At 69.5% G+C, this 16228-nt stretch carries 12 protein-coding genes; 4 read left to right on the top strand and 8 right to left on the bottom strand.

Annotated elements, in window-relative coordinates:
* The first annotated feature begins 47 nt into the window (after positions 1-47).
* Both AC1DYG_RS00670 and AC1DYG_RS00665 read left to right on the top strand, forming a co-directional pair.
* Positions 48-809 (top strand): class I SAM-dependent methyltransferase, encoded by a 762-nt coding sequence (locus tag AC1DYG_RS00670; protein ID WP_477638217.1) that lies wholly within the window; start codon positions 48-50, stop codon positions 807-809.
* Complete coding sequence (locus AC1DYG_RS00665) at positions 806-4975, top strand: alpha-(1->3)-arabinofuranosyltransferase domain-containing protein (RefSeq protein ID WP_477637973.1); 4170 nt, start codon at positions 806-808, stop codon at positions 4973-4975. Before AC1DYG_RS00670 ends, AC1DYG_RS00665 begins: the two co-directional genes overlap by 4 nt.
* A gap of 6 nt (positions 4976-4981) precedes the next feature.
* Here the strand turns inward: AC1DYG_RS00665 and AC1DYG_RS00660 are convergent, their stop codons facing one another.
* Both AC1DYG_RS00660 and AC1DYG_RS00655 read right to left on the bottom strand, forming a co-directional pair.
* Positions 4982-6157, bottom strand: coding sequence for an acyltransferase family protein (locus tag AC1DYG_RS00660; protein WP_477637972.1), 1176 nt, complete (start codon positions 6155-6157; stop codon positions 4982-4984).
* Positions 6154-7977, bottom strand: a complete 1824-nt coding sequence (locus tag AC1DYG_RS00655; protein ID WP_477637971.1) for a hypothetical protein — start codon at positions 7975-7977, stop codon at positions 6154-6156. Before AC1DYG_RS00655 ends, AC1DYG_RS00660 begins: the two co-directional genes overlap by 4 nt.
* 120 nt (positions 7978-8097) lie before the next feature.
* On the opposite strand from AC1DYG_RS00655, the gene pgfA reads away from it, so the two are divergent.
* Positions 8098-9114: a cell envelope lipid trafficking protein PgfA gene (gene pgfA, locus AC1DYG_RS00650; protein ID WP_477637970.1), complete on the top strand. Its 1017-nt coding sequence runs from the start codon at positions 8098-8100 to the stop codon at positions 9112-9114.
* A gap of 78 nt (positions 9115-9192) precedes the next feature.
* Here pgfA and AC1DYG_RS00645 read toward each other — a convergent pair whose 3' ends face one another.
* Both AC1DYG_RS00645 and AC1DYG_RS00640 read right to left on the bottom strand, forming a co-directional pair.
* A complete protein-coding gene (locus AC1DYG_RS00645) occupies positions 9193-9585 on the bottom strand; it encodes a hypothetical protein (protein ID WP_477637969.1) in 393 nt (130 codons plus the stop codon).
* Positions 9582-10397: a class I SAM-dependent methyltransferase gene (locus AC1DYG_RS00640; RefSeq protein WP_477637968.1), complete on the bottom strand. Its 816-nt coding sequence runs from the start codon at positions 10395-10397 to the stop codon at positions 9582-9584. The genes AC1DYG_RS00645 and AC1DYG_RS00640 overlap by 4 nt, the downstream gene beginning before the upstream one ends.
* A 152-nt stretch (positions 10398-10549) precedes the next feature.
* On the opposite strand from AC1DYG_RS00640, the gene rpsA reads away from it, so the two are divergent.
* Positions 10550-12061, top strand: a complete 1512-nt coding sequence (rpsA, locus tag AC1DYG_RS00635) for a 30S ribosomal protein S1 (RefSeq protein WP_477637967.1) — start codon at positions 10550-10552, stop codon at positions 12059-12061.
* 117 nt (positions 12062-12178) lie between these two features.
* Here the strand turns inward: rpsA and AC1DYG_RS00630 are convergent, their stop codons facing one another.
* The 4 genes from AC1DYG_RS00630 to AC1DYG_RS00615 are packed head-to-tail and all read right to left on the bottom strand — an operon-like array spanning position 12179 to position 16225.
* A complete protein-coding gene (locus AC1DYG_RS00630) occupies positions 12179-13138 on the bottom strand; it encodes an ABC transporter permease (protein WP_477637966.1) in 960 nt (319 codons plus the stop codon).
* A gap of 10 nt (positions 13139-13148) precedes the next feature.
* Positions 13149-14129 (bottom strand): ABC transporter permease, encoded by a 981-nt coding sequence (locus tag AC1DYG_RS00625; protein WP_477637965.1) that lies wholly within the window; start codon positions 14127-14129, stop codon positions 13149-13151.
* Between the two features lie 6 nt (positions 14130-14135).
* Positions 14136-15218: an ABC transporter ATP-binding protein gene (locus tag AC1DYG_RS00620; RefSeq protein WP_477637964.1), complete on the bottom strand. Its 1083-nt coding sequence runs from the start codon at positions 15216-15218 to the stop codon at positions 14136-14138.
* The gene (locus AC1DYG_RS00615) at positions 15215-16225 is read right to left on the bottom strand and encodes an ABC transporter ATP-binding protein (RefSeq protein ID WP_477637963.1); all 1011 of its coding nucleotides are present in this window, start codon (positions 16223-16225) and stop codon (positions 15215-15217) included. The genes AC1DYG_RS00620 and AC1DYG_RS00615 overlap by 4 nt, the downstream gene beginning before the upstream one ends.
* Between the last annotated feature and the right edge of the window lie 3 nt (positions 16226-16228).

The following is a 16228-nucleotide window of genomic DNA, read 5'->3' as shown; positions in this document are numbered from 1 at the left end:
GACTCATGAGTAACCGTACCGGCATTAAGGTTCACCCCGTGATCGAGATGGGATATCCGGCTGCGCCTGAGCTGCCGAGGGGGTCCCTTCGGCGCTCGGTGGAGCTGTTTCGGGCCTTCCTCGTGGAGCAGACCGATCCCGACCGCTTCTACTCGACTCTCGCCGTCGACTCGGTGGCGGAGGTGCGGCGATGGACGACGCTCGAGGGCGCCACCGTCGTCGACATCGGTGGGGGACCGGGCTACTTCGCCGACGCCTTCGTGGCAGCCGGAGCCGGGTATGCCGGTGTCGAACCGGACGTGGGCGAGCTGACCGCGCGGGGCCAGGTGGGGGCCAACGCGGTGCGGGGTTCGGGCCTTGCCCTGCCGTTCGCCGACGGCTCGGTGACCGTCGCGTACTCGAGCAACGTGCTGGAGCACGTGCCGGAACCGGAGGCGATGGCCGACGAGATGCTCCGGATCCTGCAACCAGGTGGCCTCATGGTGCTGTCCTGGACCCCGTGGCTGTCGCCCTGGGGTGGGCACGAGACGGCACCGTGGCACTACCTGGGGGGTCGACGGGCCGCCGACAGGTATGCCGCGAAGCACGGCAAGCGCCCCAAGAACGACTTCGGTCGCTCGCTGTTCGCCTGCTCGGTGGGGCGGATGATGCGCTGGCTGAACGCGGCCGAGGCGACGGGGGCAGTGCGGGTCGTGGAAGTACTGCCGCGGTATCACCCCTCCTGGGCGAAGTGGGTCATCCGGGTCCCCGGGCTGCGCGAGGTGGCGTGCTGGAACAGCGTCATCGTCGTGCAACGCGTGGGCGGATGATGGCCGACCGATATGCCGTCGAGCGGGGACGTGACACTCTCAACCTGATCGCCCAGTCGGCCGTTCTGGTCGCCTTCGCGTTCACGCAGGCGCCGCGGTGGACGGCCGGTGACACCAAGCTCGACCTCACCCAGGCGCCCGGAGCGCTGCTGGCCCGAGCGTTCACGTTGTGGGACCCCCAGGCCGCCGCGGGACAGCTGCAGAACCAGGCCTACGGCTACCTGTTTCCGATGGGGCCGTTCTTCTGGTTGTGGCACCAGCTGGGAGCGCCACCGTGGGTGGTCCAGAGGCTCTGGTGGTGCCTGCTGCTGCTGGTGGCCTTCCACGGGATGCGGCTGCTGCTGGTCAGGCTGGCCGTCGGGACCGGAACCTCACGGATGCTCGCGGCCTTCGCCTACGCGTTGGCACCGCGGATGCTGGAGGGTTTGGGGGCCATCAGCTCGGAGATCTGGCCGATGGCCGTGGCGCCGTGGGTGTTGCTGCCGCTGGTCGGTGCCCGCCGGGGGGACGAACGCCTGTCAGCGGCGCGGTCGGCGGCGGCGTTCTTCGCCGCGGGAGCGGTCAACGCTGTGGCGGCCATGGCGCTGCTCCCGCTGCCAGCCCTGTGGATCCTCACCCGCGCCAAGGGGGCTCGCCTGCGACTGGGCGGTTGGTGGTCGCTGTTCGTCATCCTGGCCTCCGCCTGGTGGATCGGGCCGCTGCTCCTCCTGGGCCGCTACAGCCCACCGTTCCTGGACTGGATCGAGTCCAGCGCCGTGACCACGGCGGGAGCCTCGACCACCGAGGCACTACGCGGCACCACGCAGTGGATTGCAGCCATCTCCGGTGCCCGTGGCCCTCAGTGGCCGGGGGGGTGGGAGATCCTGACCCAACAGCCCGTCGTCTGGCTGGGGCTGGTGCTGGTGGCAGTGGGACTCCTGGGCGTGTGGCGTGCCGCCCGCACGTGGTCGCTCTTCGTCCGAGGTGGCCTCGTGGTCGGGCTGGTGCTCGTGACCTTGGGCCACGTGGGCCCAGGGGTCGGGCCGCTCGCCGGGTCGTTCTCCACCCTGCTGGACGGCGCCCTGGCGCCGTTCCGCAACACGCACAAGTTCGAGCCGGTCATCCGCGTCGTCCTCTGCATCGGTATCGCGCACGCCCTCCCGCGTCTCGAGGGACTGCTGCGCAGGGCCGGGGGCCGCATCCCGCAGGTCGTGACGGGCGTGGTCCTCGTCGCGGTGGCGGCGCAGGCAGCGGCCCCCGTGTTCCAGGGTGTGAGCCAGCGGGGCCAGTTCCTGGCTGTGCCGGGTTACTGGAAGCAGGCTGCCGACTGGCTCGGCGACCACCCGAGCCCGGGACGCACGCTGGTGCTTCCCGGAGCGAACGCTCCGGCCAGTTACTGGGGTGATCCCAGGGACGAGGCGTTGCAGCCCCTCGCGTCGAGCCCCTGGATCGTGCGCGACGCGGTGCCGCTCGGGTCCGCAGGGGCGACCCGGATGCTCAACGACATCGAGGCTCGGGTGGCTTCGGGCTTCGGCGGCGTCGAGCTGCGCAACGCCTTCGTGCGCATGGGCATCAGTCGCGTCCTGGTGCGCTCGGACCTGGCCTACCGCGTCACGGGGGCACCGGCACCGATGGTGGTGCAGGCGGCCCTGGCGACCGCGGGGGCGCGACCGGTCTTCTCCTTCGGCCCCGAGCTCGGGGGCAGCCTCAACCCGGACGTAGCCCTCGACGGAGGCCAGGACCAGCCGATCCCAGCGATCGTCATCTATGACCTGGGTGACGCCACCAGCATCGCGCCGACGCAGTCCCACCCGGTCGAGTCCACCTCGGTTCTTGCCGGCGGACCGGAGGGCACGGTCCTGGTGCCAGATCCCGAGCAGCCCGTTCTCCTGAGCTCGGACGGAGCGTCGCTGCGTGCAGCGGGGCTGGAGAAGACCCCCCAGATCCTCACCGACACACTGCAGCGTCGCGAGGCCAACTTCGCGGCCGTCCGCAGGAACTACGGCCCTCCACTGGCGGCGTCCGAGGCCTATCCGGCGCCACGTCGGGCCCATGACTGGCTGATGCCGTGGCTGTACCGGGATGCCCCCCTCGCTGCCCAGCAGACCGTCAAGGAGCTCGTGGGCGCGCGCTCGGTCACTGCGTCCGGGTCGTTGGCCTATCCCGACCTGGGTCAGGTGCGCGACCTGACGCGAGTCCCCGACAGCGCCTTCGACTCCAGCCTCGACACGATGTGGGAGAGTCGCGGCTACCAACCCGCGGGTCAGTACGTCGAGCTGCAGTTGCAGCAGGCGGTCACGCTGCCGGACCGCCTCGACGCGGTGTTCGACATGCAGGACGGGGCCGACATCGCCGCCGTGACCGTGACCACCGACGCCGGAACTGTCAGGACTCCGGTCAGCACGCCCGGGACCGGCTCGGCGGCAGCGCGTGCGGTGGTGCGCCTTTCGGTACAGCCCGGTTCGACGACCCGGTTCCGGCTCGCTGTGGTCGAGACCCGTCCGGGCAAGCCGACGGTCCGGGTGCGGGACATCGGCGTGGGAGTGCTTCCCCGGGTGGAGAGCTGGCTGCGTCTGCCCGAAGCGACATCGGACACGGTCGAGGGAGTCCTCCTGCAGGCCTCGCCGGATCGGGTCCCCGCATGTGTGCCGGGGTTCCACGACGTCCTGCACTGCCGTCCCGACAAGGCACGGGTCGCCGAGGGCGAGCTCGACCTGCGCCGCATCTTCGGTGTGCCATCGGCGACGACCATGACAGGCACCGGCTCGGTCGTGCCGCGTGCCGCCACGGCGACGGCGAGGCTGCTCGACCGACCTGACGGAATCAAGGCCAGCGCCACCAGCAGCTGGGTTCCCGGTGCTTCGACGGCACCGCAGCTGGCCCTCGATGGCAACCCCGCCACCTTCTGGGCCGCCTCACCGTCCCAGCTCGGCCCCAGCCTCACCCTGCGCTTCCCCGAGAAACGGGCGGTCCGCGGCCTCAGCTTCGAGACCGACCCGGGGGTGACCGGTCGCAGGATCACCGAGGTCGACGTGACGGTGGGCGGTGAGACCTACCGGCGCACGGTGGAGGGTGACGCCGCACGGGGTACCGTCCGCCTTCCCGAGACCAAGGCGGCCACCGTCGTGGTCAGGGTCATCAAGAGCACCAACCTTGCCCTTCGCTCGGACGGACGGAACGCACCCGCTCCGGTCGTCCTCGGCGACGTCAACCTGATCGGGGACTCCTGGCAGCCCCTCGAGAGCAGCGACGTCGCGATGCCCTGCGGCTTCGGCCCACGGCTGCAGGTGAACGGCAGTGAGTACCCCACAGAGGTCACGGGGTCGCGGACTGCACTCATCCAGGGGCTCCCGCTCCAGCTCCGGGTCTGCGCGCCCGTCCGCCTGGGCCAGGGGGAGTCACGGTTGAGGGTGCTGGCCTCCGCGGAGTTCGGAGTCCGCAACCTCTCCCTGTGGGCCACGCAGGCTTCAGGTACGCAGTCGCCCGTGACTGCCTCCCGCTGGTCGCCCACCGACCGCGCCATCACGGTGCCGGACCTGAGCCACCCCTCCATCGTCGGGGTGCGCGAGAACGCCAATCCCGGGTGGACGGCACGGTTCGGCAGCCGGACGGCGATACCGGTGACGCTGGACGGCTGGTCGCAGGGGTGGATCGTCCCGGCGGCGGACAGGGGAGTCCTGCGGCTCGACTTCAGCCCGCAGACACCGTTCCGCGTCACTCTGGGCCTCGGGTTCCTGCTGGCTCTGGTTGTGCTGATGGTGGCGGTCACAGGCCGTAGGCGATCCTCCGTCGCGCTCGGTCCCGAGGTCCGCGGGCCCGGACCCGTCGGTGCGTTCGCGGTCGTCGGTGCCCTCGTCGTGCTGGCTGGACCCTGGGGACTCGTGGGGGCGCTCGCCGGCCTCGCCCTGCGCTGGCTCGGCCCACGGCGTGGTCTCCCGGTGCTGGTCGGGCTCCTGGGGGTATGGGCCACCTGGAGTGCGGTCGCACCCTGGCCCGAGCCCGCCGCGACCAACCGCGGGCTCGTCGCGGCGGTCTTGACCTCTGTGGTCCTGGGTGTGGTGCTGCTGCCAGCGCGGCGACCCCACACCGAGAACCATCGCGCCCAGCGCCATCGCGCCCAGCGCCATCGCGCCCTGCACTCCAGCACCCAGGATCACGGCGCCGAGGATCACGGGTCGCGCGTCTGAGCCGGGTCAGCTCGTCCGGGCGCGCACGAAGCGCTGGGCCGGCTGCTCGACGAAGTGCCAGCTCGCCGCGGCCACGGGGATGGTGATCGCGAGGGTGCCGATCAGGGTGAACCAGAAGTGGCCGGCGAACAGCGCGAGTCCGCGCGCCTCGCGCAGGGCGAACATGATGGGCATGTGCCAGAGGAAGATCGCGTAGCTGATCTGCCCGATGTAGCGCATCGCCCGGCCGCCGAGGAATCCGCTCAACGGGTTGCCACCACCCACTGCGGACGGCGCGATCACGAGAAAGGCGAAGAGGCCGTAGCCGAGGTGCTTGAAGGTCTGCTCCCACACCGTGGGCGGTGACAGGTCGTAGGGCCCGGCGAGCCGGGTGGTCAGGACCCACATCAGGCAGGCCGCCAGCACCCAGAGGGCGACAGGCGAGCGGCGGATCGTGGAGGTGACCGAGGACCATCGCCCCGGACGAGCCGTCAGACAGGCCAGCAGCATGCCGTAGCCGAACCAGTCGAGGGTGGCGGGAAGCGTCTGCAACCAGGTGTACCCCGCAGGCAGGCCACCCCAGGTGTCGACGGCGCGGAACGCCTCGGCGAACAGCATGATCCCGACGATGGCCGCCAGCTCGTGACCGGGGGACCGTCGTCGCACGATCCGGGCAACCAGCCACGCCAGCCCGGGCAGGGCGATGTAGAACATCACCTCGGTCGACAGGCTCCAGAGCTGGGCGAGTCCGGGCATGACCCACGACTGCTTCAGACCCTGGAGCTGGGCCAGGTTGGCCAGCCAGGTGGTGAGGCGGGCTTCACGCGCCTCCGCCCAGAGCAGGGGAGTGGCCGCGAGGACACACAGCCACGCGGGGACCAGGCGGGCCGTCCGGCGCAGCGCGAAGGTCCGCAGCGATGGCCAGGTGCTCAGCCCGGCGTTGGACCGGGCGAAGGGGCGGTAGAGGAGGAAGCCACTCAGCACGAAGAAGAGAGCGACCCCGACGTCCATGCGCGCGACGAGACCCGGCAGGACGTTCCGGCCGATCGTCCCCGCCATGAAGCCTGCGTGGGTCACCACGACGGCAAGGGCCGCGAGGGCGCGCAACCCCTCGAGCTCGCGCACGTGGTGCACCGCGTGCTCGGCGCCTCGCGTGTGGCTGCCCTCGGTGGGGGCCCCCGTGGGGATCTCGGTCGCGGTCACTGGGGCTCCGGTGGCTGGACGATCTGCAGGGTCGTGACGCAGACATCCGCGCTCGGACGACTGCGGCTGATCTGGACGCTCCTCACGCGGACATCGGGCTGCACCGGCAGCAGCAGCCGGTGTGGGCCCCGCTGCATCTGGGGTGTGACCGCGGGCCGCGGAGCCGAGACAGAACCATCCTCGGCAATGACACGGACTCTGACCGAAGTCGTGTCCGACACGAGTACGCCGAGTTCCAGCAGCGCGCCCCGGTAGTACGGGACAGGATCGGTGAAGTCGATCGTGGCGCTCTCCTGGCCGGCGGGCAACGCGTGCCGGCAGAAGTCCGACCGCTCGTCCGGAGCCACCGCGATCCGCTTGAGCTGGCCGTCCTCGAGGTGCCCGTCCGGACCGACGAGGCGCGCCGCGGAGTCGAAGACCACTGTGCGGGTGGCGGGGTGCAGGATGGCGATCAGGTCGGCGGTCGAGAAGTCGGGTTGGACCCAGTTGGGCACGATGGTGACGGGTACAGGGGACGCCACCACGGGGGAGAGGTTCTTGGTGAGGTCGGTGCGAAGCGCCTCGACATAGGAGGGGCTGGAGTTCTGGTGCCACCGGTGGGCGAAGCCGACCCAGGACAGCCCGCACGCAACGCTTGCCGCGATCGCGCCGGCGACGACGACCCGGACCGTCGCCCGGCGGGGGCGACCGCGACCGACCGCGACGTCCAGCAGCACGGCCACCGCCAGGGCGAGGAAGACGCCCACGTCGGGAAACAACCGGAGGTCGTCGACGGAGGAGATCTCGGCCCGCGAGATGCGGCCGACGTAGATCATGCAGTAGATCGGCACGACATACGTCGCCAGCACCACGAGGGGTCGCCAGACGGGTATGCGGTCGGACCCGCCGCGCCGGCGCACGGCGACCACCACGAGAACGGCGAGGGCGGCGCAGCCGGCGATGGCGAGCCACGGTGGCGTCTGGGCGTAGGAGTAGCTCTCGCCACCCGGCCGCCAGGTGATCGGGCCGCCCACCAGGCTCGGGATCGAGTTGCCAAGAAGGGATCGTCCGATGGCGGCCGCAAATCCGGTAAGGCTCGGCGTCCCGACACCGGCGTGGTCGAAGTCGCCGCTGCCGTAGAACGCGAGGAACGCCAGGTTCAGGACGATCATCGGCCCCACTGCGACGACCTGCCGCGGCAGGGCGCGCCGGAAGGTCGTGCCGGGGACCAGCAGGAAACCAGCTGCCACGACAACCACCGGGACGACCAGAGTTCGCTCGGAGAAGGCCAACCCTGCGGCGTGCGCCAGCCACGCGGCATACGCCCACGAGCGGGAGCCGCCGCGAAGGTAGCGCAGGCCGGCGTCGACGGCCACCAGGATCAGGACGAGCGCGGTGAGCGTCGTGAGTGCTTGTCGGTACCAGGCGATCGCCGGGATGATCGACGGCGCGAAAAGGGCCAGGGCCAGGCCCACGATCGCCACGGAGCGACGCGTGACGAGCTGGTTGACCAAGCGCCACACCGCCACACCCAACAGCGCGCAGACCGTCAGCGTGAACAGGACGGCAGGGAGGCGTTCGAGCGGCCAGTAGTGGGCCTGGAGCCAGTCCATCGTGCGAGCTCCCGGAGCGAGGTGCGTCGCGTTGCTCTGGATGATGAACGGCCACGGCCCTCGGCCAGCGGCGTAGGCCTGCGCCCGGAAGTCGTCGATGTAGTACCCGCTCGGGACGATCAGGTAGGCACTGGCCACCACGAAGGCCGCGATCACGGCCCCCGCGCCGCGGTCGAACGATCGCTCCGGACGCGCTGCATGCCGCACCCGAGTGGCCGCGGACGGCACCGTTTGCTCCACAACTCCCACCAAAATCAGCTCATTTCTCGCACTGGCGCCAATATGCGCGTGGCAAAGGCTACTCGCTGGTAGTGTCCACCCACCTCATAACGCAAGGAGAAAGCCGGGATGCGCAAGGTGCTTGGCAGTGTTGCCACGCTTTTGGGAGTTTTGCTGTTGGTTGTAGGAGTTTCAGCGAAGCCGGTTCTGTACGACGGGCTTGCGACCGTCAAGCTGAACCAACGCTCAGTGTCTGTTTCAGAGGGCACTGGCATGTCTGCGCTGCACGTCTACAAGGGCGACGACGGCAAGTCACACTACGACAAGCTCGAGAACGCCCATCTCAAGAGCACACGGAACGTCATCGGCATCCCTGGCAGGGCCAAGGATGCCAAGAAGCAGGACACGGACGCCTTCTGGCAGACCACGGTGCAGTCACAGGCCGAGATCGACGGCACGTGGACCGACCTCAGCTTCAGCAACGAGGGGGTGTCCTTCAACCGCAAGACCGCGGAGTCCACGAACTGCTGTGGGGACTTCAAGTCGGCCGGTGACCTGGACGACCCTGCGAAGGTGACGCCGATCGACCACCAGGGGCTGTTCTTCAAGTTCCCGTTCAACGTCCAGAAGAAGACCTACCAGTGGTGGGACGGCGACCTGGGCAAGGCCACCGACATCAGCTTCGTCCGCGAGGAGAAGCTGGAAGGAGTCAGCACCTACGTCTTCCGCCAGAACATCCCGAAGGCAGTGGTGACGCAGGGCGGCGCACCTTTGCAGCGCGACGTCCCCAAGGCCCTGTTCGGCGACACCGCCACCGGCGACGTCACCGCCACGGTGAACTACGGCAATGTCCGCACGCTGTGGATCGAGCCCAACACCGGCGTCCTGATCAAGGGCCAGGAAGAGGTCGAGAAGTCGCTCACGACCGACGCCTACCCCGAGCTCTTCACGACCAAGGGCACCATCGGGTACTCCGAGGCCACGGTGAAGAAGAACGCCGAGGACTGGGGCTCCAAGGGGTCGCTGCTCGGCCTCATCAACGGTCCGCTGACCGTCATCGGGATCGTGCTGGGGCTACTGTTCCTCGCGCTCGGCCTGTTCCTCACCTTCGGGGGCAGTCGCCGGGGTTCGCGCGAAGCCACCTGACACCACCCGCAGTACACCGAAGGGCCGCTCGGACTCCGAGCGGCCCTTCGTGGCATACACAGGGGCGTCGTATGCCGTTCAGCTCGGAAGCCAACGCGGCCACCAGTGCGGAACGTTGTCGGTGCACGTGGGGGAGTCCGACGGGTAGCCCTCCGGGGCCCCGAGCCAGCCGAGGACGAGGGAGGTGGCGGCCCACACCAGCAGCAGGATCACCGCCAGGGCGACGGGTCGGGGTACTCGCCGACGAACGACCTCGGTCACGGCCCAGACCGCCAGGCACCACGCCGGGAGCACCAGGAGGGCCGTGAGCATGGCCACGCCGGCGTTGATGCCGATGTGGCACTCGACCGTGGCCAGGCTCCGCAGGGCGTAGACGGCTGTGGCGGCCGTCACGACCACCAGGGGCGAAACCCACCACGCCAGGCGGTCGGTCGTGGCGTCGTCGGGTGCAGCTGCGCCGGTGGTGGTCATACCCGGGTGCTCACGAAGATCGCGGTGCCGGGGAAGTAGCCGCCACGCAGCGGCGACCAGCCACCCCAGGTCTGCTCGTTGCGCTCCGGCCACTCGGGTTCGACGAGGTCGACGAGGACCAGGCCGGCAGCGACCAGCTCGCGCACCCGGTCGCCCAGGGTCCGGTGGTGCTCGACATAGGTCGCCTCACCGTCGGGGTCGGCCTCCACGTACGGGGTGCGGTCGAAGTAGGACTGGGTCATGGTGAGGCCGCTCGCCCCGGGGTCGTCCGGGAAGGCCCAGCGGAACGGATGGGTCGTGGAGAACACGAACCGCCCGCCGGGGCGCAGCACCCGGGCGACCTCGCGCATCAGCCGTGCCGTGTCGGCGACGAACGGCACCGCTCCGTAGGCCGTGAAGACGACGTCGAAGGTGGCCTCCCCGAACGGCAGCGCCACGGCGTCGCACTGGGCGAACGGCACGCTTTGCGCCGGGGGAGTCACCGTCAGGTTGAGGTCGAGCCCCTGGCGGACCATCCCGGCCGACAGGTCGGTGGCGACGACCTGGCCCCCGGCTGCGGCCACCCAGCGGGCGCACTGACCCGCGCCGGCGCCGATCTCCAGCACCCGCCGGCCTGCCACGTCGCCCAGCAGGCCAAGCTCGTCCTCACGCCAGCCCTCGGGGCCCCAGACGAAGTCGGCGTCGCCGAGGAAGGTGCCGTGTTCGGCGTAGTACTCGCCGGCCTCGGCGTCCCACCACGACCTGTTGGCCGCCGCGGTTTCCTCGGCACCCGCCTCCCGGCGGCTGACCTGCGCATACTCACTCACCGGCATACCCCTCGCGTTTTGACCCTGCACGGGCACCGTCGGTAAGGTGGAGGCGCACTTCCGTGTGCGCGCTTCGTCGTGCCGCCTTCCGGCGGCCCGGTCCGCGTGAGCACAACAACCACCTTCTATTCACTGTCCACCATCGGAGTTCCTACTACATGACTGCCAGCACGGTCGAAAAGACCGCCCCTCAGGTTGCCATCAACGACATCGGCACCGAGGAAGAACTGCTCGCCGCGATCGACGCGACGATCAAGGATTTCAATGACGGAGACATCGTCGAGGGTGTCATCGTCAAGGTCGACCGGGACGAGGTCCTGCTCGACATCGGCTACAAGACCGAGGGTGTCATCCCCTCCCGCGAGCTCTCGATCAAGCACGACGTCGACCCGTCCGAGGTCGTCAAGGTCGGCGACGAGGTCGAGGCCCTGGTCCTCCAGAAGGAGGACAAGGAAGGTCGGCTGATCCTGTCCAAGAAGCGTGCGCAGTACGAGCGCGCCTGGGGCACGATCGAGAAGATCAAGGAAGAGGATGGCGTCGTCACCGGCACCGTCATCGAGGTCGTCAAGGGTGGACTCATCCTCGACATCGGCCTGCGCGGCTTCCTTCCCGCGTCCCTCGTCGAGATGCGTCGCGTCCGCGACCTCCAGCCCTACGTCGGCAAGGAGATCGAGGCCAAGATCATCGAGCTCGACAAGAACCGCAACAACGTGGTCCTGTCGCGCCGTGCATGGCTCGAGCAGACCCAGTCCGAGGTGCGCACCACGTTCCTCAAGGAGCTCCAGAAGGGGCAGGTCCGCTCCGGCGTCGTGTCCTCCATCGTCAACTTCGGTGCCTTCGTGGACCTCGGTGGCGTCGACGGTCTCGTCCACGTGTCCGAGCTGTCCTGGAAGCACATCGACCACCCGTCCGAGGTTGTCGAGGTCGGCCAGGAGGTCACCGTCGAGGTCCTCGACGTCGACATGGACCGCGAGCGTGTCTCCTTGTCGCTCAAGGCGACTCAGGAAGACCCGTGGCAGCACTTCGCCCGCACCCACGCGATCGGTCAGGTCGTCCCGGGCAAGGTCACCAAGCTGGTGCCGTTCGGTGCGTTCGTCCGCGTGGACGACGGCATCGAGGGCCTGGTCCACATCTCCGAGCTGGCCGAGCGCCACGTGGAGCTGCCGGAGCAGGTCGTCACGGTCGGTTCCGACATCTTCGTCAAGGTCATCGACATCGACCTCGAGCGTCGCCGGATCTCGTTGAGCCTCAAGCAGGCCAACGACGACAGCGCGCCCGTCGCCGAGTTCGACCCGACCCTCTACGGCATGGCCGCGGAGTACGACGAGGCGGGCAACTACAAGTACCCGGAGGGCTTCGACCCGGAGACCAACGAGTGGCTCGAGGGCTTCGACACCCAGCGTGAGAAGTGGGAGAAGCAGTACGCCGAGGCCCACACCCGCTGGGAGGCCCACAAGACCCAGGTTGAGGAGGCCACCAAGGCCGACGCCGAGGCTGCCGCGAACGCCGGCAGCGGGACGTCCTACTCCTCCGACTCGGGTTCGTCCTCGTCGTCGTCCGACAGCGACACGGGCAGCGCCAGCAGCCGCCCGGCCGCCCAGGAGTCCGAGGGCACGCTGGCCTCTGACGAGGCCCTCGCCGCACTGCGCGAGAAGCTCACCGGCAACTGAGCCGCTCCACGCGGCATACCTCGGTATGCCGCGTGGCCGGCGCGGTTGGCGTCACACCGAGAGGCCGGGTCCCCTGAGGGGGTCGGGTCTCTCGGCGTCCCCGGGCGTGGGGGTCCCTCAGTGGAGGCGGACGCGGGGGTCCAGCACGGCATACGCGAGGTCCACCAGGATGTTGGCCACCACGACGGCTGCCGCCGCGAAGAGCACGATCCCGATGATCACCGGCAGGTCCTGCTGGTTGATCGCGTCGATCGCCGTCTTGCCGAGTCCGGGCAGGCTGAACACCGTCTCGGTGACCACCACGCCGCCCAGGAGTGAGCCGACGTCGATCCCGAACTGGGTGACGATGGGCGTGAGCGCGGCTCGCAGGCCGTGCCGCAGCACGACGCGGCGTTCGCGGATGCCCTTGGACCGGGCGGTCCGGATGTAGTCCTCGCCCAGCACGTCCAGCATCGAGGCGCGGGTGAGCCGGGTGTAGGTGGCGGCGGAGACCAGGGCGAGGGTGAACCACGGCAGGACCAGGTGCTGCGCCCAGCCGCCGAGCCCGAGGGAGAACGGGGCATAACCGCCGGCGGGGAAGGCGGTGTGCCCGGCCAGGGTGAGGCGGAAGTACAGGACGTAGAGGAGCAGGATGCCGAGCAGGAACGTCGGGGTGGAGTAGAAGAACAGGCTCAGCGCCGTCAGGGACCGGTCGGTGAACGAGCGTGGGTGGGTCGCTGAGATGACTCCGTTGAAGACGCCGAGGCCCAGCCAGATGAGTGCCGCCCCCAGCACCAGCGAGATGGTGATCGGGAGCGCGGCCCCGAGGATCGTCGTCACCGGGACCTGGTGGTAGTAGTCGTAGCCGAGGTCCCCCCGGGCGGCGTTGCCCACGAAGTCGAGGTACTGCTTCCAGAGCGGTTGGTCCAGACCCAGCCGGTGGGAGATCGCGGCCACCGTCTCCGGGGTGGCCTGGCGACCGGCGAGGGTGCGCGCCACGTTGTTGGGCGCGACGAAGAAGAGGCCGAAGACGGCCACCGTGATCAGCCACAGGACGAGCACGCCGAGGACCAGGCGTCGGATCAGGAAGCGCACCATGACCGTCTCCTCACTTCGCCATGAGCCGCGCGGCGCGCGGGTCGAAGGCGTCCCGGATACCGTCGCCCAGCAGGTTGAAGGCGAGGGTGGTGACCAGCAGGGCGGCGCCCGGGAAGACCACGAACCACCACGAGGTCGTGTAGTAGTTCTGGGCCTCGCTGATCATGCCGCCCCAGTCAGCCGTGGGTGGCGCCAGGCCGAGGCCGAGGAACGACAGCGTGGCCTCGACGACGATGACGACCGGGATCAGCAGGGAGGCGTAGACGATCACGGGGGCAAGGACGTTGGGCAGGATGTCGACGAACATGATCCGGGAGTTCGAGGCGCCCAGCGACCGGGCCGCCTCGACGAACTCGCGTTCGCGCATCGACAGCACCTGGCCTCGCACGATGCGGGCTACCGAGGCCCAGCTGAAGAACCCGATGACCAGGACGGTGACGATCAGGCTGGGACCGGTGATGGACACCAGGGCGATGGCGACGAGCAGGAAGGGCACCGACAGGACCACGTCGATCAGTCGAGCCAGAACCGTGTCCACGATGCCCCCGAGGAACCCTGCGGCAAGTCCGATGACCACGCCGATGACCACGGTCAGCGCCGTCGACGCGACACCGACGAGCAGCGAGATTCGCGAGCCGTAGGCGATCCGGACGAGGATGTCCCGACCGAGGTCGTCGGTGCCCAGCCAGAACTCGCTGGACGGCCCTCGGGGGAGGCCCTCGGGGGTCAGACCGGTCGTGCGGTACTGCTCGTTGACGGGGTGGCCGGTGATCATCGCGGCGAGCGGCGCGAGGAAGGCCATCAGCACGATGACCACGATGACGGCCAGCGAGATCATCGCGACCCGGTCTCGCTTCAACCGCTGCCAGGCCAGCTGCCACGGGGTACGGCCCTGGATCTTCGCCGCTCCGGCATCGCCTCCCACGCCGTGCGGGTCCGGCTCCCCACCCGTGGGGTTCATCACGGCCACGACGTCTGCGGTGTCGCTCATGCCGACTCAGCCTCCTGTGGATGGTGCGACGCGATGGTGCGACGAGGTGTCGATCTCCGTGTCCTCGACTCGGGGCGTGGCGAGCGAGAGGTCCTCGCCGACCTCCAGCGGGTGCAGGCACGCCGTCTGGTGCACGGTGCCGTCCCCGAGCACCGGGACCAGCGGAGGGTCGGTGGCGGCGCAGTCCTCCCGAGCCTTGGGGCAACGGGTGTGGAAGCGGCAGCCCGACGGCGGGTTCGTCGGGGTGGGCAGGTCACCGACCAGCACGATGCGTTCACGGCTGTCCGCCACGTCGGGGTCGGCGTGCGGCAGGGCTGACAGCAGTGAGCGGGTGTAGGGGTGGCGGGTGCGGTTGAACAGCTGCTCGGCCGGGGCGAGCTCGGCGATCTTGCCCAGGTGCATCACGGCGATCCGGTCGCTCACGTGCCTGATGACGGACAGGTCGTGCGAGATGAAGACGTAGGTCAGCCCGAAGTCGTCCTGCAGGTCGATCAGCAGGTTGATGATCTGCGCCTGGATCGACACGTCGAGGGCCGATACCGGCTCGTCGCAGATCACCAGCTTCGGTCGCAGGGCCAGGGCCCTGGCCACGCCGATGCGCTGCCGCTGCCCGCCCGAGAACTCGGCAGGGAACCGGTTGTAGTGCTCGGGGTTGAGCCCGACGCGCTCCATGAGCTCCTGCACGTTGCGCTTGCGCTCGTCGGCCGACCCGATGCCGTGGATGACGAACGGGTCACCGATGATCGACCCGACGCGCCGCCGAGGGTTCAACGAGCCGTAGGGGTCCTGGAAGATCATCTGGATGTCCTGGCGCAGCGGGCGCATCTCCCGACCCGAGAGCGTCGTGATGTCGCGGTCCTCGAACAGGACCGAGCCCGAGGTCAGGTCGTAGAGCCGCGCCAGGCACCGGGCCAGCGTCGACTTCCCGCATCCGGTCTCACCGACCAGTCCGAGGGTCTCCCCGCGCCGGACGTCGAGAGTGACCCCCGCCACCGCCTGGACCACGTCGTGCTGCCGCCGCCACCCCGCCGAGCGCACCGGGAAGGACTTCGTCACGTCCTGGGCGCGCAGGAGCACCTCCGACCTCATGGCCGGGCCCCCGCCGAGGCGGGCGAGACGCCGCGGCGCCCCTGGGCGTCGTCCGCCAGCCAGCAGGCTGACTGGTGCAGCGGGTCGTCGTGGACCGTGTCGAGTGGCGGGGTGGCGCCCCAGCACCGTTCGAAGGCGTAGCGGCAGCGGGGGGCGAACGGGCAGCCTGCGGGGAGCCCGATGAGTGACGGAGGTGCCCCGGAGATGGGGGTGAGCCTTGCTCCGGCGCCGCCCTGCGACGGCAGCGACGCGAGGAGGCCCTCGGTGTAGGGGTGGTGATGGCGGTAGAACAGCGTGCGTCGCGGCGCGCGCTCCATGACCGAACCGGCATACATCACCACCACCTCGTCGGCCATCTCGGCGACCACGCCGAGGTCGTGGGTGATCAGGATGATCGCCGTTCCGAAGCGTTCCTGGAGACTGCGCATCACGTCGAGGACCTGTGCCTGCACGGTGACGTCCAGGGCCGTGGTCGGCTCGTCGGCGATGAGCAGCGCGGGGTCGAGGGCCATCGCCATGGCGATCATCACGCGCTGCCGCATCCCACCGGAGAACTGGTGCGGGTAGTCGTGGATTCGACTGGTGGCACGGGGGATTCCGACGAGGGTCAGCAGCTCGGCGGCGCGTTGCTGGGCCGCCGACTTCGACACCTGACGATGCGCGCGGATCATCTCCACGATCTGCCACCCGACCGTGTAGTAGGGGTGCAGACTCGACAGCGGGTCCTGGAAGATCATCCCGATCTGGTCGCCGCGGACCCGGCGCAGCACCTCCGGGTCGGCGCCGATCAGGTCGATGCCGTCGAACCGCGCCGACCCGGTGACCTGGGCGCCTCGAGTCAGGCCGGCGATGGTCTGCGTCGCGACGCTCTTGCCCGAGCCGGACTCTCCGACGATGGCGAGCGTGCTGCCACGTTCGACGTCGAAGGAGAGTCCGCGCACGGCCTGGACGACACCGTCGGCGGTGGTGAAGGCGACCCTGAGGTCACGAACCTCCAACAGTGCCATGGT

Source organism: Pedococcus sp. P1_H8, assembly GCF_056405175.1.
The sequence above is the reverse complement of the archived record's forward strand: the minus strand, read 5'-3'. Positions and strand labels throughout refer to the sequence as shown.

Excerpts from the sequence above, each read along its gene's own strand:
- AC1DYG_RS00620 (WP_477637964.1), bottom strand. The coding sequence starts at position 15,218 with ATGAGGTCGGAGGTGCTCCTGCGCGCCCAGGACGTGACGAAGTCCTTC.
- AC1DYG_RS00625 (WP_477637965.1), bottom strand. The coding sequence starts at position 14,129 with ATGAGCGACACCGCAGACGTCGTGGCCGTGATGAACCCCACGGGTGGG.
- AC1DYG_RS00645 (WP_477637969.1), bottom strand. The coding sequence starts at position 9,585 with ATGACCACCACCGGCGCAGCTGCACCCGACGACGCCACGACCGACCGC.
- AC1DYG_RS00665 (WP_477637973.1), top strand. The coding sequence starts at position 806 with ATGATGGCCGACCGATATGCCGTCGAGCGGGGACGTGACACTCTCAAC.
- AC1DYG_RS00640 (WP_477637968.1), bottom strand. The coding sequence starts at position 10,397 with ATGCCGGTGAGTGAGTATGCGCAGGTCAGCCGCCGGGAGGCGGGTGCC.
- pgfA (WP_477637970.1), top strand. The coding sequence starts at position 8,098 with ATGCGCAAGGTGCTTGGCAGTGTTGCCACGCTTTTGGGAGTTTTGCTG.
- AC1DYG_RS00630 (WP_477637966.1), bottom strand. The coding sequence starts at position 13,138 with ATGGTGCGCTTCCTGATCCGACGCCTGGTCCTCGGCGTGCTCGTCCTG.
- AC1DYG_RS00670 (WP_477638217.1), top strand. The coding sequence starts at position 48 with ATGGGATATCCGGCTGCGCCTGAGCTGCCGAGGGGGTCCCTTCGGCGC.
- rpsA (WP_477637967.1), top strand. The coding sequence starts at position 10,550 with ATGACTGCCAGCACGGTCGAAAAGACCGCCCCTCAGGTTGCCATCAAC.
- AC1DYG_RS00615 (WP_477637963.1), bottom strand. The coding sequence starts at position 16,225 with ATGGCACTGTTGGAGGTTCGTGACCTCAGGGTCGCCTTCACCACCGCC.